Annotated in this window: 19 protein-coding genes; 3 read left to right on the plus strand and 16 right to left on the minus strand. The window is 61.8% G+C overall.

Features of this window, described 5'->3' with window-relative positions; translation table 11 throughout:
- Positions 1-115: 115 nt before the first annotated feature.
- The 8 genes from ACIQUF_RS24425 to gcl form a co-directional block, all read right to left on the minus strand.
- Entirely contained in the window at positions 116-1,114 is a 999-nt protein-coding gene (locus ACIQUF_RS24425) for a sulfate ABC transporter substrate-binding protein (protein WP_403136226.1), read from the minus strand.
- Positions 1,115-1,206: 92 nt separating this feature from the next.
- Positions 1,207-2,031, minus strand: coding sequence for an ion transporter (locus ACIQUF_RS24430; protein WP_400803679.1), 825 nt, complete (start codon positions 2,029-2,031; stop codon positions 1,207-1,209).
- Positions 2,032-2,075: 44 nt separating this feature from the next.
- Complete coding sequence (locus ACIQUF_RS24435; RefSeq protein ID WP_403136228.1) at positions 2,076-2,951, minus strand: urea transporter; 876 nt, start codon at positions 2,949-2,951, stop codon at positions 2,076-2,078.
- A gap of 96 nt (positions 2,952-3,047) precedes the next feature.
- Entirely contained in the window at positions 3,048-4,463 is a 1,416-nt protein-coding gene (pyk, locus tag ACIQUF_RS24440; protein WP_403136230.1) for a pyruvate kinase, read from the minus strand.
- The gene (locus ACIQUF_RS24445) at positions 4,460-5,734 is read right to left on the minus strand and encodes a glycerate kinase (protein WP_403136232.1); all 1,275 of its coding nucleotides are present in this window, start codon (positions 5,732-5,734) and stop codon (positions 4,460-4,462) included. Before ACIQUF_RS24445 ends, pyk begins: the two co-directional genes overlap by 4 nt.
- 125 nt (positions 5,735-5,859) lie before the next feature.
- A complete protein-coding gene (locus tag ACIQUF_RS24450) occupies positions 5,860-6,753 on the minus strand; it encodes a 2-hydroxy-3-oxopropionate reductase (RefSeq protein ID WP_400803670.1) in 894 nt (297 codons plus the stop codon).
- A gap of 50 nt (positions 6,754-6,803) precedes the next feature.
- Positions 6,804-7,586 carry a hydroxypyruvate isomerase gene (gene hyi / locus ACIQUF_RS24455; protein WP_403136234.1) on the minus strand — a complete coding sequence of 261 codons (783 nt, stop codon included), beginning with the start codon at positions 7,584-7,586 and terminating at the stop codon, positions 6,804-6,806.
- Between the two features lie 53 nt (positions 7,587-7,639).
- A complete protein-coding gene (gene gcl / locus ACIQUF_RS24460) occupies positions 7,640-9,415 on the minus strand; it encodes a glyoxylate carboligase (RefSeq protein ID WP_403136236.1) in 1,776 nt (591 codons plus the stop codon).
- A 257-nt stretch (positions 9,416-9,672) separates the two neighbouring features.
- Between gcl and ACIQUF_RS24465 the strand changes: the two genes are divergently transcribed.
- Positions 9,673-10,113: a heme-binding protein gene (locus ACIQUF_RS24465; protein ID WP_403136238.1), complete on the plus strand. Its 441-nt coding sequence runs from the start codon at positions 9,673-9,675 to the stop codon at positions 10,111-10,113.
- 95 nt (positions 10,114-10,208) lie between these two features.
- On the opposite strand, the gene ACIQUF_RS24470 is transcribed toward ACIQUF_RS24465, so the two are convergent.
- Positions 10,209-10,820 carry a TetR/AcrR family transcriptional regulator gene (locus ACIQUF_RS24470; RefSeq protein ID WP_400803662.1) on the minus strand — a complete coding sequence of 204 codons (612 nt, stop codon included), beginning with the start codon at positions 10,818-10,820 and terminating at the stop codon, positions 10,209-10,211.
- Positions 10,821-10,952: 132 nt separating this feature from the next.
- On the opposite strand from ACIQUF_RS24470, the gene ACIQUF_RS24475 reads away from it, so the two are divergent.
- A complete protein-coding gene (locus ACIQUF_RS24475; RefSeq protein WP_403136240.1) occupies positions 10,953-11,867 on the plus strand; it encodes a DUF808 domain-containing protein in 915 nt (304 codons plus the stop codon).
- Between the two features lie 135 nt (positions 11,868-12,002).
- Here the strand turns inward: ACIQUF_RS24475 and ACIQUF_RS24480 are convergent, their stop codons facing one another.
- The 7 genes from ACIQUF_RS24480 to puuE all read right to left on the minus strand — a co-directional run bounded on the left by ACIQUF_RS24480 (position 12,003) and on the right by puuE (position 18,958).
- On the minus strand, positions 12,003-12,785 hold the full coding sequence (locus tag ACIQUF_RS24480) for an outer membrane protein OmpK (protein WP_403136242.1): 783 nt from the start codon (positions 12,783-12,785) through the stop codon (positions 12,003-12,005).
- A 354-nt stretch (positions 12,786-13,139) separates the two neighbouring features.
- Positions 13,140-13,925 (minus strand): outer membrane protein OmpK, encoded by a 786-nt coding sequence (locus ACIQUF_RS24485; RefSeq protein WP_403136244.1) that lies wholly within the window; start codon positions 13,923-13,925, stop codon positions 13,140-13,142.
- A 138-nt stretch (positions 13,926-14,063) separates the two neighbouring features.
- Positions 14,064-15,419 carry a nucleobase:cation symporter-2 family protein gene (locus ACIQUF_RS24490; RefSeq protein ID WP_400803653.1) on the minus strand — a complete coding sequence of 452 codons (1,356 nt, stop codon included), beginning with the start codon at positions 15,417-15,419 and terminating at the stop codon, positions 14,064-14,066.
- Between the two features lie 171 nt (positions 15,420-15,590).
- Positions 15,591-16,919, minus strand: a complete 1,329-nt coding sequence (locus tag ACIQUF_RS24495; RefSeq protein ID WP_403136246.1) for a urate hydroxylase PuuD — start codon at positions 16,917-16,919, stop codon at positions 15,591-15,593.
- Positions 16,920-16,962: 43 nt separating this feature from the next.
- The gene (locus ACIQUF_RS24500) at positions 16,963-17,466 is read right to left on the minus strand and encodes an ureidoglycolate lyase (protein ID WP_027592958.1); all 504 of its coding nucleotides are present in this window, start codon (positions 17,464-17,466) and stop codon (positions 16,963-16,965) included.
- 50 nt (positions 17,467-17,516) lie between these two features.
- Positions 17,517-18,032 (minus strand): 2-oxo-4-hydroxy-4-carboxy-5-ureidoimidazoline decarboxylase, encoded by a 516-nt coding sequence (uraD, locus tag ACIQUF_RS24505; protein ID WP_403136247.1) that lies wholly within the window; start codon positions 18,030-18,032, stop codon positions 17,517-17,519.
- Positions 18,032-18,958 carry an allantoinase PuuE gene (puuE, locus tag ACIQUF_RS24510; RefSeq protein ID WP_060508235.1) on the minus strand — a complete coding sequence of 309 codons (927 nt, stop codon included), beginning with the start codon at positions 18,956-18,958 and terminating at the stop codon, positions 18,032-18,034. Before puuE ends, uraD begins: the two co-directional genes overlap by 1 nt.
- Before the next feature lie 377 nt (positions 18,959-19,335).
- Here puuE and uraH point away from each other — a divergent pair, with 377 nt between their 5' ends.
- The gene (uraH, locus tag ACIQUF_RS24515) at positions 19,336-19,689 is read left to right on the plus strand and encodes a hydroxyisourate hydrolase (RefSeq protein ID WP_403136248.1); all 354 of its coding nucleotides are present in this window, start codon (positions 19,336-19,338) and stop codon (positions 19,687-19,689) included.
- Positions 19,690-19,795 lie beyond the last annotated feature (106 nt).

The raw sequence follows: 19,795 nt of genomic DNA on the forward strand, positions 1-19,795 counted from the left end.
GATGGTATCTGGTGTTAATGTCGGCCTCATCGCGGCTGAAGCCGCTCCTACAGGTACCGCGCGGAGCCTGTAGGAGCGGCTTCAGCCGCGATGAGGCCGGGACTGATTACATCAATTACTGGCCGGTATAAATCTGGTCAAACACCCCACCGTCATTGAAGTGGGTCTTCTGCACGGTACGCCAGTCACCAAAGGTCTTCTCCACCGACAGGAAATCGACTTTCGGGAAGCGGTCGGTGTACTTGGCCAGTACCGTTGCGTCACGCGGGCGCAGGTAGTTCTGCGCGGCGATTTCCTGGGCCGCTGGCGACCACAGGTATTTCAGGTATTCCTCGGCCACGGCCTGAGTGCCTTTTTTCGCCACCACCTTGTCGACAATACTTACCGGCGGCTCGGCTTCGGCCGACACGCTCGGGTAGACCACCTCGAACTGATCACGGCCAAACTCGCGGGCGATCATCTCGGCTTCGTTCTCGAAGGTCACCAGTACGTCGCCGATCTGGTTGGTCATGAAGGTAGTCGTTGCAGCGCGGCCACCGGTATCGAGCACCGGCGCCTGCTTGAACAGCTTGCCGACGAAGTCCTTGGCCTTGGTCTCGTCACCACCCTGCTTGAGCACATAGCCCCAGGCCGAGAGGTAGGTATAGCGCCCGTTACCCGATGTCTTGGGGTTGGGTACGATCACTTGCACGCCGTCCTTGAGCAGGTCTGGCCAGTCTTTCAGCGCCTTGGGATTCCCCTTGCGCACGATGAACACGGTGGCCGAGGTGAACGGCGCGCTGTTGTTCGGCAGGCGCGTGACCCAGTTGTCCGGTACCAGCTTGCCGTTGTCGGCCAGTGCATTGATGTCGGTAGCCATGTTCATGGTGATCACATCGGCAGGCAAGCCATCGATCACTGCACGCGCCTGTTTGCTCGAACCGCCGAAGGACATCTGCACATTGACCTTCTCGTTGTGCTCGGCTTCCCAGTGCTTCTGGAACGCTGGGTTGTAGTCCTTGTAGAAATCGCGCATCACGTCGTAGGACACGTTGAGCAGGGTCGGGGCGGCCTGGGCGAGATTGCCCAAGGCCAGGCCGGCGGCGAGCAGCGAGGCGCTGAAGAGTTTTTTCACGATGCTTCCTTGTTCTAGTTCAAGTGTTTGGCAATTTGCCAGCGACTATAGCGTTTCGTTCTTGGACGCTTAAAGACCAAATGGCTCTTTGCTTATTCGGTTTTCGGGAACAGTACGTTGCCACACCGCGAACAGAATGCCGCGCCGTGTTCGTGGGTCTTTTTGCGGCACGTCGGGCAGTCATGCTGCAGCTGTTCGCCGCGCATGGCATTGGCCAGCTCCGCCGTGAAAATCCCGGTGGGCACGGCAATGATCGAGTAACCGGTGATCATCACCAGCGACGACAGTACCTGGCCCAGCGGCGTCTTCGGCACGATGTCGCCAAAGCCTACGGTGGTCAGGGTGACGATAGCCCAGTAGATGCCTTTGGGGATGCTGGTAAAGCCATGCTCGGGGCCTTCGATCACGTACATCAGGGTGCCGAACACGGTGACCAGGGTCGAAACGCTGACCAGGAACACGATGATCTTCTGCTTGCTGCCGCGCAGGGCCTCCAGCAGGTAGTGGGCCTGCTTGAGGTAGGGGCTGAGCTTGAGCACACGGAAGATCCGCAGCATCCGCACCACCCGGATGATCAACAGGTACTGGGCGTCGCTGTAGTACAGGGCAATGATCCCCGGCACGATTGCCAGCAGGTCGACCAGGCCGTAGAAGCTGAACGCATAGCGCAAGGGTTTGGGCGAGCAATAAAGCCGGGTGATGTACTCGGCCAGGAAAATCGCCGTGAAGCCCCACTCGATACCCGCCAGCAGGCCGGCGTAGTTCTGATGGATTTCATTGATGCTGTCGAGGATCACCGTGACCAGGCTGGCCAGGATGATCAGCAGGAGGATCTTGTCGAAACGTCTTCCAGCCTCGGTGTCGGTCTGGAAGACGATGACGTAGAGCCGCTCGCGCAGGCTCGCAGGGTTGTTCATGGGCTCGGTCCGTTGTGCAATGGGCAGAGCCTAGGGGCTGTCTTTCAGCTGTGCAAGCGGCGGGTATTGCCGCCTTGGTTCAGCGATACCAGGTGCTTGCCAAGGTGCATCAACCAGCAGGCCACCACGAACGGCGCGGTAAGCCCGGCAATCGGCATCAGCTTGAACAGCGGCTGCAGCAGCAGCGCCAGGGCGATGGCCAGCAAGGTCACCCAAGGCCGCTCGCCCTGGCGGCTGAAGGCCAGCGCCGCGAGGGCGGCATTGAAGCCGTACAGCCCCATCCAGGCCGCTGGCGCCTGGTCGGTCAGCAGTGCCACGCCACCGCCGATGGCTGAACCAAGCACCGCCCACATCGCGGCGAAAGGGTTGGCGATGAACATGCCGATGATGATCAGCAGCCCGGCCAGAGGATGGTCGAGCAGAAAGATTTGCCCGACGCCGCGCGCGAGGGCGTAAAGCGGGTCGGCGTCCGCAACTACCGATGCGCCGGGTTCGGCCACGAGCAGCGTGGCCCACCCCAGCAGCACGAAGGGTGCGGTATAGGCGATCAGCAGCTTGCCGCCGCGCTTGCGCCACTGGTGGGTAATGATGCTGGACAGGCCACCAGCGGCGATGATCAGCGGCGGCATGATCGCCGACCAGGGCAGCACCGCGCTGATCAGGATGCCGATCAGTACGCCGTTGTAGCAGTACAGGCCTGCCTGGCGGTCGGTGCGGTCGTAGTTGCGGCGTTGGGCCGTGAGCAGGCCCGCCAGTGCGCCGAGCAGGGCGCCGCCGACCAGGCTGGGGGCGGTCAGCAGGATGGCCAGCAGGCAGCACAGGCCGCACAAGGGGTTGCGCAGCAGCAGCACCTGGCTGAAGCCGTTGAGCAGCGCCGTGGCCCAGTCGGGGCACGGGTTGACGAAATTTTTGGTGTACATGGGCAGTCGGTAAGGTTGATGGAAGAGCGGTGGGCCTCTTTGGGCCTCGGTTTTCCGCAGGTGTTTGGAAGGGGGCACAGAGTGCCCCCGTTGATCTCAGACCAAGGTCTCGATCCGCAGCGTATTAGTCGAACCCGGCTTGCCGAAAGGCACACCGGCAGTGATCAACAGCGTGTCGCCGCGGCTGGCCATGCCTTGTGCCTGGGCAATCTCCAGCGCCGTCGAGCAGATCTCGTCGACCTGGCGCAGGCGGTCGTTGACCACCGAGTGCACGCCCCAGGTCACGCTCAGGCGGCGGGCGGTGACCAGGTTCGGCGTCAGGTTGAGGATCGGCGCGCGTGGTCGCTCGCGGGCGGCGCGAAGGGTCGAGGCACCCGACTCGCTGTAGTTGACCAGCACCGCCACCGGCAGGATGCCGCTGATACGGCGGATCGCGCAGCTGATGGCGTCCGACACGGTGGCCTCGGCTTTTGGCCGGCCAACGTCGAGTTGGGCCTGGTAGTCTGGGCCGTTTTCCACCTGGCGGATGATCTTGCTCATCATCTGCACGGCTTCCAGCGGGTAGTCGCCCGAGGCGGTTTCAGCCGATAGCATCACCGCATCTGCACCTTCGGCCACGGCGTTGGCCACGTCGGTGACTTCGGCGCGGGTCGGTGCCGGCGAGAAGCGCATGGATTCGAGCATCTGCGTGGCCACCACCACCGGCTTGCCGAGCTGGCGGCAGGTGCCGATGATGCGTTTCTGGATCTGCGGCACGCTCTCGGCCGGTACTTCCACACCCAGGTCGCCACGGGCCACCATGATCGCATCCGCCAGTTCAGCGATGGCTTGCAGTTGCTCGACCGCCGAAGGCTTCTCGATCTTGGCCATCAGGTAGGCGCGGTCACCGATCAGCTGGCGCGCTTCGACGATGTCTTCGGGGCGCTGCACGAACGACAGGGCTACCCAGTCCACGCCCAGCTCCAGGCCGAAGGCCAGGTCGCGGCGGTCTTTCTCGGTGAGCGGGGAGAGGTCGAGCACCGCTTGTGGCACGTTGACGCCTTTGCGGTCAGACAGCTCGCCACCGTTCAGCACTTCCGTGTCGATGGCGTCGCTGTGCTTGGCGGTGACCCGCAGGCGCAGCTTGCCGTCATCGAGCAGCAGGTCCATGCCGGGTTCCAGCGCGGCGATGATCTCCGGGTGCGGCAGGTTGACCCGGCGGCTGTCGCCGGGGGTCTTGTCCAGGTCCAGGCGCAGGGCCTGGCCGCGTTGCAGCTGGACCTTGCCTTCGGCGAAGCGGCCGACGCGCAGTTTCGGCCCCTGCAGGTCCATGAGGATGCCCAGCGGGTAGTTCAGCTGCTGCTCGACTTCGCGGATCCACTGATAGCGCAGGGCGTGGTCGGCGTGTTCGCCGTGGCTGAAGTTGAGGCGGAAGATGTTCACCCCGGCTTCGACCAGCTGGCGGATGTCGTCGATGCCGTTGATCGCAGGGCCGAGGGTGGCGAGGATTTTGACTTTTTTATCAGGCGTCATGGTTGTGCAGTCTCGAGGATCAGGATGGCGCGGAAGTCGTTGACGTTGGTGCGGGTCGGTTCGGTGACGATCAGCGCATCGAGCGCGGCGAAGTAGCCGTAGCCGTTGTTGTTGTCCAGCTCATCGCTGGCCGACAGGCCCAGGGCCTCGGCGCGGGCGTAGCTGTCGGGCGTCATGAAGGCGCCGGCATTCTCTTCCGAACCGTCGATGCCGTCGGTGTCACCGGCCAGGGCAAACACACCCGGCAGGCCCTTGAGGTTCTCGGTAAGGCTGAGCAGGAACTCGGCGTTGCGTCCGCCACGGCCATTGCCGCGCACGGTGACCGTGGTTTCGCCGCCGGAGAGGATCACGCAAGGGGCCTTGAGTGGCTGGCCGTGCAGGACGATCTGCCGAGCGATGCCGGCATGCACCTTGGCCACTTCGCGCGACTCACCTTCCAGGTCACCCAAAATCAGCGGGCTGAAGCCGGCCTGGCGGGCTTTCACCGCGGCGGCTTCAAGCGACTGCTGGGGCTTGGCGATCAGCTGGAAGTGGCTGCGCGCCAAGGCTGGATCGTCGGCCTTGACGGTTTCCGAAGCCGGGTTGTTGAGCCAGTCGATGACCGCTTTCGGCGCTTCGATGTTGTAGCGCTTGAGGATCGCCAGGGCGTCGGCCGAGGTACTTGGGTCGGCCACGGTGGGGCCGGAGGCGATGACCGTGGCGAGGTCGCCAGGCACATCGGAAATCGCGTAGGTATAGACAGTGGCCGGCCAGCAGGCCTTGGCCAAGCGGCCGCCCTTGATCGCCGAGAGGTGCTTGCGCACGCAGTTCATCTCGCCGATGGTGGCGCCGGATTTGAGCAGCGCCTTGTTGATGTGTTGCTTGTCGGCCAAGGTCAGGCCTTCGGCCGGCAGTGCGAGCAGGGCGGAACCACCGCCGGACAGCAGGAAGATGACGCGGTCGTCTTCGTTGAGGTTGCGGACCAGCTCCAGCACGCGTTTGGCCACGGCCAGGCCGGCGGCATCAGGGACCGGGTGGGCGGCTTCGACCACTTCGATCTTCTGGCAGTTGGCGCCATGACCGTAACGGGTGACCACCAGCCCGGAGACTTCGCCCTGCCAGCTTTTTTCGACCACTTCGGCCATGGCGGCTGCGGCCTTGCCGGCGCCGATGACGATCACCCGGCCACTACGGTCGGCGGGCAGGTAGGGTTCGAGGACTTGGCGCGGGTGGGCGGCGGCGATGGCTGTGTCGAACAGGTCGCGGAGAAGTTTTTGCGGATCGACCGACATGGCAGGCTCCCAATTATTGTTGTTCTGCAGAATCAAAAACGCCCCTGGAACTGCCTCCGTGCAGGCCGAACCAGGGGCGGGTGTTGCTCTGTGCAGGGGCTGAGCAACAGCCCCCGAAAATCAGTTTATTTATCGCCGCGGATCGAGAAGTTGGCCATGTGCTCCAGGCCCTTGATCAACGCTGAGTGGTCCCAGTCGCCGCCGCCCAGCGCCACGCAGGTGCTGAACACTTGCTGGGCGTTGGAGGTGTTGGGCAGGTTGATGCCCAGTTCCTTGGCGCCTTGCAGGGCCAGGTTGAGGTCCTTCTGGTGCAGGTTGATGCGGAAGCCTGGGTCGAAGGTGCCTTTGATCATGCGCTCGGCATGCACTTCGAGGATCTTCGACGAGGCGAAGCCACCCATCAGTGCTTCACGCACCTTGGCAGGGTCGGCGCCGTTCTTGGCGGCGAACAGCAGGGCTTCACTGACGGCCTGGATGTTCAGGGCGACGATGATCTGGTTGGCCACTTTGGCGGTCTGGCCGTCGCCGTTGCCGCCGACGCGGGTGATGTTCTTGCCCATTGCTTCGAACAGCGGCTGGGCGCGTTCGAAGGCTTTCGGGCAACCGCCGACCATGATGCTCAGGGTCGCGGCCTTGGCACCGACTTCACCACCGGAGACTGGGGCGTCCAGGTAGGCGGCGCCAGTGGCTTTGATTTTCTCGGCGAAGGCTTTGGTGGCGGTTGGCGAGATCGAGCTCATGTCGATCACGACTTTGTTCGGGCCTACGCCTTCAGCGACGCCGTTTTCACCGAACAGGACGCTTTCGACCTGCGGGGTGTCCGGCACCATGATGATGATGAACTCGGCTTCCTGGGCAACCTCTTTCGGGTTGGCCAGGGCCACTGCGCCAGCGGCGATCAGGTCGGCCGGGGCGGCGTCGTGGTGGGTGGAAACGAAGATGCTGTGACCTGCTTTTTGCAGGTTCTGGGCCATGGGTTTGCCCATGATGCCGGTGCCGAGGAAACCGATTTTAGCCATGAGAAATTACCTCTTTTATAGTTGTTCGCGGTCCCGAGGGGAGCGGTGATTCAGATCGCGTTATGGGTTTTCAGCCAGCCCAGACCTGCTTCGGTAGTGGTCAGCGGCTTGTACTCGGCTCCAACCCAACCCTGGTAGCCGATGCGGTCCAGGTGCTCGAACAGGAAGCGGTAGTTGATCTCGCCAGTACCCGGCTCGTTGCGGCCTGGGTTGTCGGCCAGCTGGATGTGGTTGATCAGTTTCAGGTTGGCTTCCATGGTGCGAGCCAGGTCACCTTCCATGATCTGCATGTGGTAGATGTCGTACTGCAGGAACAGGTTGTCGCTGCCGACTTCGGCCTGGATTTCCAGCGCTTGCTGGGTGGTGTTCAGGTAGAAGCCCGGGATGTCGCGGGTGTTGATCATTTCCATGACCAGGCGGATCCCGGCGGCCTTCAGTTTGTCGGCGGCGAACTTGAGGTTGTCGACGAAGGTCTTGCGAACGTCGGCGCACTGCAGGCCTTGCGGGCGAATACCGGCCAGGGCGTTGACTTGGGTGTTGCCCAGTACCTTGGCGTATTCGATGGCCTTGTCGACACCGGCGCGGAATTCTTCGACGCGGTCGGGGTGGCAGGCGATACCGCGTTCACCCTTGGCCCAGTCGCCGGCCGGCAGGTTGAACAGCACCTGGGTCAGGCCGTGGGCATCGAGCTGCTGCTTGATTTCAGCGGCGCTGAAATCGTACGGGAAGAGGTATTCGACGCCGCTGAAACCAGCATCGGCGGCAGCCTTGAAGCGGGCCAGGAAGTCCTGTTCGGTGAACAGCATGGACAGGTTGGCAGCGAAGCGAGGCATGAGGTGTCTCCTTGCGATGAAGGCCCCCAGGCAAGCCTGGGGGCGTCAGGCGATCAGTCCAGCAGCGAGATGGCGGTTGGCGCGTCGTTGCCGACCAGGGCCAGGTCTTCGAACTCGTTGACCGCGTTGATCTCGGTGCCCATGGAAATGTTGGTCACACGCTCGAGGATAACTTCGACCACCACCGGCACACGGAACTCTTCGGCCATCTTCTGCGCCTTGAGCAGGGCAGGGGCGATCTCGCCTGGCTCGAACACGCGGATGGCTTTACAGCCCAGGCCTTCGACCACGGCGACGTGGTCGACACCGTAGGTGGCGGCGTCGGTCGAGTTGATGTTCTCGAACGCCAGTTGTACACAGTAATCCATCTCGAAGCCACGCTGCGCCTGGCGGATCAGGCCGAGGTAGGCGTTGTTCACCAGTACGTGGACGTAAGGCAGGTTGAACTGCGCGCCCACCGCCAGCTCTTCGATCATGAACTGGAAGTCGTAGTCACCCGACAGCGCGACAACCTTGCGTTTCGGGTCGGCCTTGACCACGCCCAGAGCGGCAGGGATGGTCCAGCCCAGCGGGCCGGCCTGGCCGCAGTTGATCCAGTTGCGTGGCTTGTACACGTGCAGGAACTGCGCGCCAGCGATCTGCGACAGGCCGATGGTGCTGACGTAGCAGGTGTCCTTGCCGAATACCTGGTTCATTTCTTCGTACACGCGCTGCGGTTTGACCGGCACGTTGTCGAAGTGGGTCTTGCGCTGCAGGCTCGACTTGCGCTGCTGGCAGTCTTCCAGCCAGGCCTTGCGGCACTTCAGCTTGCCAGCGGTTTTCCACTCGCGGGCCACTTCAAGGAACACGTCCAGCGCCTTGCCGGCATCGGAAACGATACCCAGGTCCGGGGTGAACACACGGCCGATTTGAGTCGGTTCGATGTCCACGTGCACGAACTTGCGGCCTTCGGTGTAGACATCGACGGAACCGGTGTGGCGGTTGGCCCAGCGGTTGCCGATACCGAACACCATGTCGGATTTGAGCAGGGTGGCGTTGCCGTAGCGGTGCGAGGTCTGCAGGCCGACCATGCCGACCATTTGTGCGTGGTCGTCCGGGATGATGCCCCAGCCCATCAGGGTCGGCACAACCGGAACGCCGGTCAGTTCGGCGAACTCGACCAGCTTGTCGCTGGCGTCGGCGTTGATGATGCCGCCACCGGCAACCAGCAGAGGGCGCTCGGCGTCGTTAAGCAGGGCCAGGGCTTTTTCAGCCTGCACGCGGGTAGCGGACGGCTTGCTGACGGTCAGCGGCTCGTAGGCGTCGATGTCGAATTCGATTTCGGCCATCTGCACGTCGAACGGCAGGTCGATCAGCACTGGGCCTGGGCGGCCGCTGCGCATTTCGAAGAAGGCTTTCTGGAAGGCGTATGGCACTTGGCCCGGCTCCAGCACGGTGGTTGCCCACTTGGTGACTGGTTTGACGATGCTGGTGATGTCGACTGCCTGGAAGTCTTCCTTGTGCAGACGGGCGCGCGGCGCCTGGCCGGTGATGCAGAGAATTGGAATGGAGTCGGCCGACGCACTGTACAGGCCGGTGACCATGTCGGTGCCGGCAGGGCCGGAGGTGCCGATGCACACGCCGATGTTGCCCGGGTTGGCGCGGGTGTAACCCTCGGCCATGTGCGAGGCGCCTTCAACGTGACGAGCGAGGACGTGATCGATGCCACCGACTTTCTTCAGGGCCGAGTACAACGGGTTGATGGCAGCCCCTGGAATGCCGAACGCGGTATCTACACCTTCACGGCGCATGACCAGAACGGCTGCATCGATTGCTCTCATTTTGCTCATGGGTTGTGCCTCATCGATTTTGTAATTGTATACAACTTGCTTTGTGCCAGAGTGTATTCACGGCTGGCGGTTCAGGTCAACGGGTTTTCGTCGGGCAAGGATGCTTTCGTTCGAGCGCCCGTGAAAACGGCTGTTTGCGAACTCGCATACGATCGTTTCAATTTATTGTATACAAAAACAGATTCAGTTGTGTTCTATTGGCTTATCCATTTTTCACCTGCCCTCAGGGCTTCTCACAACAAGAAGAGGACCTTTCCATGAACGCTTTGAACCTGAAAGTCGCTGTCAGCCTGGTGAACGCCGCGCTGGCGGCGGGCCGCAAGATCAATGCCGCGCCGTTGACGGTGGTGGTGCTGGATGCCGGTGGGCATGTGCTGGCATTGCAGCGCGAAGACGGTGCCAGCCTGATTCGTCCGGAAGTCGCCACGGGCAAGGCCTGGGGCGCGATTGCCCTGGGCAAGGGCTCGCGACTGCTGGCGCTGGATGCGCAACAGCGGCCGGCGTTTTTTGCTGCGTTGAATGGTTTGGGAGAGCGGCCGGTGGTGCCGGCGCCGGGTGGCGTGCTGATTCGCGATCAGGACGGCAAGGTGCTGGGTGCGGTCGGGATCAGCGGCGATACGTCGGATATCGACGAGCAGTGTGCGATCAGTGCGATCGAGGAGGTGGGGTTGAAGGCGGATTCGGGGGTGGCTGCCTAAATCTCTATTGGTTGTACTGGCCTCTCGCGGATGAATCCGCTCCTACACGGATCCGGTAGGAGCGGATTCATCCGCGAAGCAGGCACCGCCGAGGCTCAGGCCGCCTCAGGCTCGCAGCCCTTGAGCACCAGCCGAATGATGGTCTCGGCCGCCGCTTCATAATCACTGTCGGCCAGCTTGTCCTTGCCGGTGATCACCGAAATCTGCCAATCGAAATCGGCATAGGTCTGGGTCGCCGCCCAGATGCTGAACATCAAGTGATGTGCATCGACCTTGGCGATCTGCCCACGCTCGATCCAGCGCTCGATGCACTCGATATTGTGCCGCGCCTGCTCGTTGAGCTGCTCGACCTGCTTCGGCGAAAGGTGCGGCGCGCCGTGCATGATCTCGCTGGCGAACACCTTCGAGGCATGCGGCAGGTCGCGCGAGATGCGGATCTTCGAGCGGATATATGAACTCAGCACTTCCTTGGGGTCGCCGTCGGCATTGAACGGCGTAGACGCCTGCATGATCGGCGCGATGATGCTCTCCAGGACCTCACGGTAGAGGTTGTCCTTGGATTTGAAGTAGTAATACACGTTCGGCTTGGGCAGGCCGGCCTTGGCCGCGATATCGCTGGTCTTGGTGGCGGCGAAGCCCTTGTCGGCGAATTCCTCGCTGGCCGCGCGCAGGATCAGTTCCTTGTTGCGCTCGCGAATGGTGCTCATGGTCAGGGATCTTCCTCGTGTCTGGCCACCTCTAAGAGGGGTCGGGCATGGTAGCACCGGCCCCGATGGGGGCTCAAGGCAGCGGCTTTGGGCTAGAATCCGGCAAATTGAATTATTTGGATACAGGCAAACATGGCAGGAAGCAGTCTACTGGTATTGATCGACGACATCGCCACGGTGCTTGACGACGTGTCGTTGATGACCAAGGTCGCGGCCAAGAAAACCGCAGGGGTGCTGGGCGACGACCTGGCGCTCAATGCCCAGCAGGTCACCGGCGTGCGCGCCGAGCGCGAGATCCCGGTGGTGTGGGCGGTGGCCAAGGGGTCGTTCGTCAACAAGGCGATCCTGGTGCCGGCGGCGCTGCTGATCAGCGCGTTCATTCCCTGGGCGGTGACGCCGCTGCTGATGATCGGTGGCGCTTACCTGTGCTTCGAAGGTTTTGAGAAGCTGGCGCACAAGTTTCTCCACAGCAAGGAAGAGGATGCCGCCGAGCACACTGCGCGCAGCGAGGCGGTCGCGGATGCCAATGTCGACCTGGTGGCTTTTGAGAAAACCAAGATCAAAGGTGCCGTGCGCACGGACTTCATTCTCTCGGCCGAGATCATCGCCATTACCCTGGGCACCGTGGCCGATGCGCCGCTGACCCAGCAGATCATCGTGCTGTCGGGCATTGCGATTGTCATGACCGTGGGTGTGTATGGGCTGGTGGGCGGTATCGTCAAGCTCGATGACCTGGGGCTGTGGATGACCCAGAAGGCGTCGAAGGTCGTGCAGGCGGTAGGCAATGGTATCCTGCGGGCAGCGCCGTACATGATGAAGAGCCTGTCGGTGATCGGGACGGCGGCGATGTTTCTGGTGGGTGGTGGGATTCTGGTGCATGGCGTTGCGCCGTTGCATCATGCCATCGAGGCGTTCAGTGAAGGGCGGGGTGGGGTGGTCACCAGCGCGTTGCTCAACGGCGGTATAGGTGTGTTGGCCGGGGCTGTGGTGTTGGCGGTAGTGGGTATTGTCGGGAAGCTTTGGCGCGCAGTTAGGCCGGCTCATTGATGTGGATGGCCGGGGCTTTGCCCCGGTTCGCGGATGAATCCGCTCCTACAGGTGTCGCGCCGGCCATGAATCCGGCGCGGTCCCTGTAGGAGCGGATTCATCCGCGATGGGCCGCAAAGCGGCCCCTGACGCAAATCAGAAGTGAACCTTGACCAGGAAGCTCGCAGTGTTCTGGTCAGTGGTGAACGCATCGGAATCCTTGATCCCGTACTTGTTCTTCCAGTAGTCGTACTCAAAGCCCACATACAACTGCTTCTCGCCCAGGTGCAACGCCTTGCCCAGGTCGTATTTGACCTGCGGGTTGAAGTGCAGGTTGGCGTGGTAGGTGCCGCGACGGTTCTCGTCGTTGTCGACTACCCAGTCCATGAAGCCGTCGATGAGGATGTCGGACGAACCCACTGGAATGGTGTAGGACCACACCGGGGTGATCTGCCAGACGTTGTCACCGGCGCGGCTGCCATCGGTGGTGCGCTGGTAGAAGTTCAGCTGGAAGTAATCGAAGCCCGGAATGTCCAGGTCGAAACCTGGGCCGATCAGGTACGACTCGGTGTCACCCTCGCCAAATTCATAGGTCATCGCCAGCAGCACGTCCTTGACCGGGCCAAAGGCCAGCTTCTGGTCGAAGATCTTGCCGAACGACAAACGCGGGCTGATTTCACCGTAGTAGGTGTTGTCGCCGTTACCCGCGTCCTTCTTGCCGTTGTAGAAAATCTTGTCGACGAAGATGAAGTTGTCGCCGTACTTCCAGCCATCGGCGTGCTCGAAGGTCACGGTCTGCTGGATCGCCGGGTTGACCTTGAAGTTCTTGCCCCACAGGTAGGTCAGGCTGTTGTTCTGCCACTGCAGCAGGTCGTCGGCTTGGGTGGCGCCGCAGGCCAGCAGGCCGCCCGCGAGAATCAGGCTATTGATGGTACGCATTGCAAGTGTCGCTCCCTTGATTGATCTGTTGTCAGCGCTCGGTGTTGGCGCTGTTTTTGTCTTTTGAGTCAGCTTTTTTCGATAGGCCACAGCTGTTTGGCAAGAGCTGCGCCAACTTTTCCGGGTTAGCTACAACCTTCCTGCTCGACTCGTTCTGAACGGATGAAAATGGGTGTTTCTGGCTGGCAACACGTTGGCCAACCGCCCGAATTCATTGACTGAGCGGTCAGTAAACGCAGGCAGGATCCGTCCTGCCCTGATCGAGGGGGCGCGCAGATTACTGGCTTGCGCGCCTGGCCTCAAGTGCTCCGTCCTGGAGCACGGTGTATCAAACTTGGGCGTTTGGTCAGGTTATCAGAAATGCACCTTGATCAGCGCGCTGGCAACGCTCTGGTTGGTTTCCAGGTTGCCGCGGCTGTCGATGCCGTATTTGTCCTTCCAGTAGCTGTACTCGAAGCCCACGTACAGCTGCTTGGCGCCCAGGTTCAGGGCCTTGCCCAGGTCGTATTTGACCTGTGGGTTGAAGTGCAGGTTGGCGTGGTAGGTGCCACGGCGGGTCTGGTCGTTGTCGGTGACCCAGTCCATGTAACCGTCGATCAGAATGTCGGATCTGCCCAGGGGGATGGTGTAGGACCAGCCGGGGGTGATCTGCCAGACGTTGTCACCGGGGCGGCTGCCCTCGGTGTTGCGCACATAGAAGTTCAGGGTGAAGTAGTTGAAGCCGGGAATGTCCAGGTCGAAACCGGGGCCGATCAGGTAGGCCTCGTTGTCACCTTCGCCACGCTCGTAGGTCATGGCCAGCAGCACATCCTTGATCGGGCCGAAGGCGAGCTTCTGGTCGAAGATCTTGCCGAACGACAGGCGCGGGCTGAACTCACCGTAGTAGGTGGTCACGCCTTTGCTGGGGTCGGGCTTGCCGTTGTAGAAGATCTTGTCGACGAACATGAAGGTGTCGCCGTACTTCCATTTGTTGGCGTGCTCGAAGGTGATGGTCTGCTGGATATCAGGGTTGACCTTGAAGTCCTTGCCGTACAGGTACGTCAGGCTTTCGCCATGCCACAGCAGCCATTCGCCTGCATGTGCGGGGAGGGTGGCCAGCAGGCTGCTGCCCAGCAGCAAGCTCGATGTGATGCGCTTCATGTTGTGATTCCCGGACTTATTGTTTTTGTTGGCGGTTTTTTTGGCGCGCAGGCGCCCCGGGCGGCCCATTCCGGCGGGCCGACGGCACAGCGATTACTGCGAAAGGGGAGAACGGGCGGCGTTGCGCCGCCCTGCAACTCAATGCTCGTGACAGACGTCGTTATGCACGGCGCGTTCGGCGCCACCGAGGATGTTGAACAGCACGTTCAACACCAGGGCACTGACCGTCGCCATGGCGATACCACTGTGGGTGATGGGTTCCATCCACTGCGGCATCTGCGCGAAGAACTCAGGGCGCACCACGGGGATCAGGCCGAAACCGACGCTGACAGCGACCAGCAACTGGTTGCGACGGTCGCCGATGTCCGCTTCCTGGAGGATCTTGATCCCGGTGGCGGTGACCATGCCGAACATGGCGATGGACGCGCCGCCCAGTACCGCAGGCGGGATCGAGGCGATCAGGAAGGCTGCCTTGGGCAACAGGCTGAGCAGAATCAACAGCCCGCCGGCGACGATGGTGACGAAGCGGCAGCGCACGCCGGTCATTTGCACCAGGCCGATGTTCTGCGCGAACGAGGAGTGGGTGAAAGTGTTGAAGAACCCGGCAATGAACGAGGCGCCGGCATCGCACAGCAGGCCCCGGCGCAGCATTCCCGGGGTGACTTCACGATCGGTAACCTTGCCCAGGGCAAGGAACATGCCGGTGGACTCGACGAAGATGATCACCACCACCAGGCACATCGACAGGATCGGCGCCAGGCTGAAAGTCGGCATGCCGAAGTGCAGCGGTGTGACCACTTGCACCCAGGGCGCTTCGTTCAGGCCGGACAGGTCGACCATGCCGATGGAACCGGCCAGGATGTAACCCAGGCCCATGCCCACCAGCACCGACACGTTGACCCAGAAGCCGCGCATGAAGCGGTTGATCAACAGGATCACGGCCAGCACCAGGCCCGCCACCATCAGGTAGATCGGCGAGCCGAAGGCTTCGGCTTCATGGCCGCCACCGGCCCAGTTGACCGCCACCGGGAACAGCGACAGGCCGATGGAGGTAATCACGGTACCGGTGACCAGCGGTGGGAAGAAGCGTACGACCTTGGACATGAACGGCGCGATCAGCATGCCGAAGAACCCGGCGGCGATGGTCGCGCCGAAGATCCCTTGCAGGCCCACGCCAGGCATGCCGGCCATGGCCACCATGCTGCCGACGGCAGCGAAACTGGCACCCATCATCACCGGCATGCGGATACCGACCGGGCCGATACCGAACGACTGGATGATGGTGGCGACGCCAGCGACCAGCAGGTCGGCGTTGATCAGGAAAGCGACTTCTTCACGGGACAATCCGGCCGCCTGGCCAATGATCAAAGGCACGGCAATCGCGCCTCCGTACATCAGCAGAACGTGTTGCAGGCCAACCAGGATCAATTGGAACAGGGGCAGAGGTTCTCGCGGCGGCGCAACGGGAATGTACGCCTTGCGTGACTCGGACATGCAGCACCTCGAGTTTTGTTTTTATTCTCGGATCCAAGCGCCAGTTCGTGGCTGAACGCTCGATGCTTGCTTGTTGCGTGTTTCTTGTAACGAGGGCCGGCAGTGCCGGCCCTTTCGCGGCGCAAGGCCGCTCCCACAAGGGCGCGCGGACGCCCTGGCAGGAGAGGTGTATCAGTTGACCTGGGCGCCTTTGGCGATCCAGTCACCGACGAGCTTGCGCTCTTCGGCAGTCATCTGGGTGATGTTGCCCAGCGGCATGATCTGGCTGGCCACCGCTTGCGCCTGAATGCGCGCGGCCTGGGCCTGGATCTGCTGCGGGGTGTCGAACATCACACCCGCAGGAGCGGCGCTGAACAGTGGGCTGGTCGGCTTCGACGAGTGGCACACGGTGCAGCGTTCCTGGATGACGGTGTGGATCTTGTCGAACGCGCCGCCACCCACCTGAGCGGTGGCCTGGGCCGGAGCCTCGGCCGGTGCGGCAGGGGCTTCAGCTGCCTTGGCGGCATCTTCGGCACGCTGCTCAGCAGCAGTCTTGCCGCCTACTGCAGTAGCTGGCAGTGGCTGGTATTCGATCTTAGCCGCCGCTTGCTCAGGCGCAACGGCCATCGGTTTTGGACCGGTGACATAGGCCAGGCAGATCATCGCCAGGGCACCGACCGGCAGGGTCCAGGCGTACTTGCTGCTGTCATGGCGGGTGTTGAAGTAGTGGCGGATCAGTACCGCAGCTACCGCAATGCCGGCCAGGATCAGCCAGTTGTACTGGCTGCCGTAGGTGCTCGGGAAGTGGTTGCTGATCATGATGAACAGCACCGGCAGGGTGAAGTAGTTGTTGTGACGCGAACGCAGCAGGCCTTTGGCCGGCAGGCGTGGGTCGGGGGTGGTGTTGCTCTCGATCGCTGCCACCAGCTGGCGCTGGGCCGGCATGATGATGCGGAACACGTTACCGACCATGATGGTGCCGATGATCGCGCCGGTGTGCAGGTACGCGCCACGGCCGCTGAACACCAGGCTGAAGCCCCAGCAGGCGGCAATGATCAGCACGAACAGCACGCCGCCAAGCAGCGCCGGGCGCTTGCCCAGTGGCGAATCGCAAAGCAGGTCGTAGATGAACCAGCCGGCCACCAGCGAACCGATACCAATGGCCACGCCCTCGGCACCGCTCAGGGTGCTGCCAGGGGCCAGCAGGTACAGGGTCGGGTTCCAGTAGAACACCACGCACAGCAGGGCAATACCCGACATCCAGGTAAAGTAGGCTTCCCATTTGAACCAGTGCAGGTTCTCGGGCATTTTCGGGGGCGCCAGCTTGTACTTCTCAAGGTGGTAGATACCACCGCCGTGGATGGCCCAGAGGTCACCCGACAGCCCGTCACGCGGATTGCTCCGGTTCAGGTTGTTTTCCAGCCAGACGAAGTAGAACGATGCACCGATCCAGGCGACACCGGTGATCATGTGAACCCAGCGAATGCTGAGGTTCAGCCACTCGTGAAGATGAGCTTCCACAGTATGTACCTCTGCCAGTCACCAAACGATGACGGACCTTTTCTTATTGGTGGGGATTGAGGATCAGCATCTGTTCCTCGGTGAAGTAATGCTCATCGCAGTTGTTGCCAGAACCACTGCGATCAACCACCAGGAAATCATCCCGCTTTTCGATCGTAAGCACCGGGTGGTGCCAAACGCCGCGATGGTAATTGATGCCCTGCCTGCCGTTACTGCGGAAGGCGCGGACCAAGCCTGATACAGGTGCATCGCCAACGGGCGCGACCACGATCAGAAAGGGGTTGCCGAGCAGCGGGATGAAAGCCTGGCTGCCCAGCGGATGGCGTTCCAGCATGCGTACGGTCAGCGGCATGTCCAGCGCGTCGGCGCGGAAGATGCTGATGATCGCCTTGTCTTCGGGCTCGGCGGTCTCGACCGTGGCGAGCTTGTGAAAGCGCATGGTCGAGCCGTTGTTGATCATGAAGTGGTCGCTGCCATCGGTTTCGATCACGTCACCGAATGGGGCGAAGGCTTCTTTGGTCAGGGGCTCGATCATCAGGGTGCGCATGCGGTTATCTCTTCTGTTATTCGTTTTTTTAAATACGGTTCGGCTGTCGCTTACAGCTGCAGCAGACGGAACAGGGCGATCAGGTTGATCTGCGCCAGGGCTTCCTTGAATTCGGCATCGGCATCGTTGTGGATGCGTTTTTCGAACGAAGCGAGGATCTGGTGCCGGTTGCTGCCCTTCACCGCCATGATGAACGGGAACTGGAACTTGGCCTTGTAGGCATCGTTCAGCTCGGTGAAGCGGGCGAACTCTTCGGCGGTGCACTGGTGGATACCGGCGCCGGCCTGCTCGTTGGTGCTCGATTCGGTCAGCTCGCCCTGGACGGCGGCTTTGCCGGCGAGGTCCGGGTGAGCGTTGATCAGTGCCAACTGGTCTGCGTGGTTGGCGCTGAGCAGGATGTCGCTCATGCGCTGGTGCAGCGCCTCGATCTCGTCGAGTTCGACCAGCTGACCGAGGTCATAGGCTTTTTCGGCGACCCACGGCGAGTGTTCATAGATGTCGGCGAAGGCCTCGACGAATGCGTCGCGGCTCAGGGTCGATGGCTTGAGGGTCTTGAAAGCAGTCATCAGGCGTTCTCTTTCTTGTACGGGTGGGTGGCGTGCCAGTGGCGGGCGATGTCCGCGCGACGGGCGAACCAGACCTGGTCGTGGCTCTTGGCGTAATCGACGAAGCGTTTCAGCGCAGCCAGGCGCGCAGGGCGGCCGACCAGGCGGCAGTGCAGGCCGATGGACAGCATCTTCGGCGCTTCGGCACCTTCGGCGTACAGCACGTCGAAGGCGTCCTTCAGGTACTGGAAGAACTGCTCGCCGCAGTTGAAGCCCTGTACCTGGGTGAAGCGCATGTCGTTGGTGTCCAGGGTGTACGGGATCACCAGGTGCGGCTTGCCGGTCGGGTTGTTCGGTTCCCAGTAGGGCAGGTCGTCGTCGTAGGTGTCGCTGTCGTAGAGGAAGCCGCCTTCCTCCATGACCAGGCGGCGGGTGTTCGGGCCGGTGCGGCCGGTGTACCAGCCCACCGGGCGCTCGCCGGTCAGTTCGGTGAGGATGCGGATGGCTTCGAGCATGTGCTCGCGCTCCTGGGCCTCGTCCATGTTCTGGTAGTCGATCCAGCGGTAGCCGTGGCTGCAGATTTCGTGGCCGGCTTCGGCCATGGCGCGGATCACGTCCGGGTGGCGCTGAGCGGCCATGGCCACGGCGAAGATGGTCAGCGGGACGCCGCTGTCCTTGAACAGCTTGAGCAGGCGCCACACGCCAGCGCGGCTGCCGTACTCGTACAGCGATTCCATGCTCATGTTGCGCTGGCCCTGCAGTGGCTGGGCAGCGACCATCTCGGACAGGAAGGCTTCGGACTCTTTGTCACCGTGCAGAATGTTGCGCTCGCCACCTTCCTCGTAATTGAGCACGAAGGACAGCGCGATGCGCGCGTTGCCCGGCCATTGCGGGTGAGGAGGGTTGTTGCCGTAACCGATCAGGTCGCGAGGGTAGTCAGCGCTCACTGCAGTCTTCCTTCTTGTGCGTTTGTGCGGGGGTGGGCGGGCCGCGTCGGGATGTCGCACCACCGGATGGGCTGATTGTATACAACTTCTGAAATCTTTTGTAAGCCTGTTTTTCCGCATTTCTTCCCTTTTGTCGCTTGAGAATGTGTTGCAAGAAACCTGCCCAGTTGGTCAGTAAATGACATTGGCGTCGGCACAGCACCTGAATTTGCATCATTTGAGCATGAGGAGGCGAGGGCGACAGAAGGGTAGAAAAAATTGTGTACAATTTGTCGATGAAATGTCTTAATAACGTCATTCCCGCCCATCGCAGGCCCTTTGCCGTGCCGATGGCTGTGTATTTTTTTGCCCACAGATTGAACAAGAGGCGACAAGCAATGGGACGTTTGACTACACACGTACTGGATGCCGCTCACGGCTGCCCGGGCAGCGCGATCAAGGTCGAGCTGTACCGTGTCGAGGGCCAGCAGCTCGAGCTGGTGAACACTGCCCTGACCAACAGCGATGGCCGCGTCGACGCGCCGCTGCTGCAGGGTGACGATTACCGTACCGGCGTTTACCAGCTGCAGTTCAGTGCTGGCGCTTACTACCGTGCGCGCGGCGTTCAGCTGCCCGATACGGCGTTTCTGGATGTTGTTGTGCTGCGCTTTGGCATCGACGAGCAGCAGGAGCACTATCACGTGCCGCTGCTGATTTCGCCGTATAGCTATTCGACCTATCGCGGGAGCTAGTTGGTCGCTAGAAGAATCTTCGTAGGTCCTTGGCCCGCTCTCACACTGGCGGGCTTTTTTTCGTCTGCTGTTTTTTGGGCTGTCTGGGCCGGGCCTTTCGCGGCTA

It is taken from the genome of Pseudomonas sp. NPDC090233, from assembly GCF_044772285.1.
In the GTDB taxonomy this organism is placed as follows: domain Bacteria; phylum Pseudomonadota; class Gammaproteobacteria; order Pseudomonadales; family Pseudomonadaceae; genus Aquipseudomonas.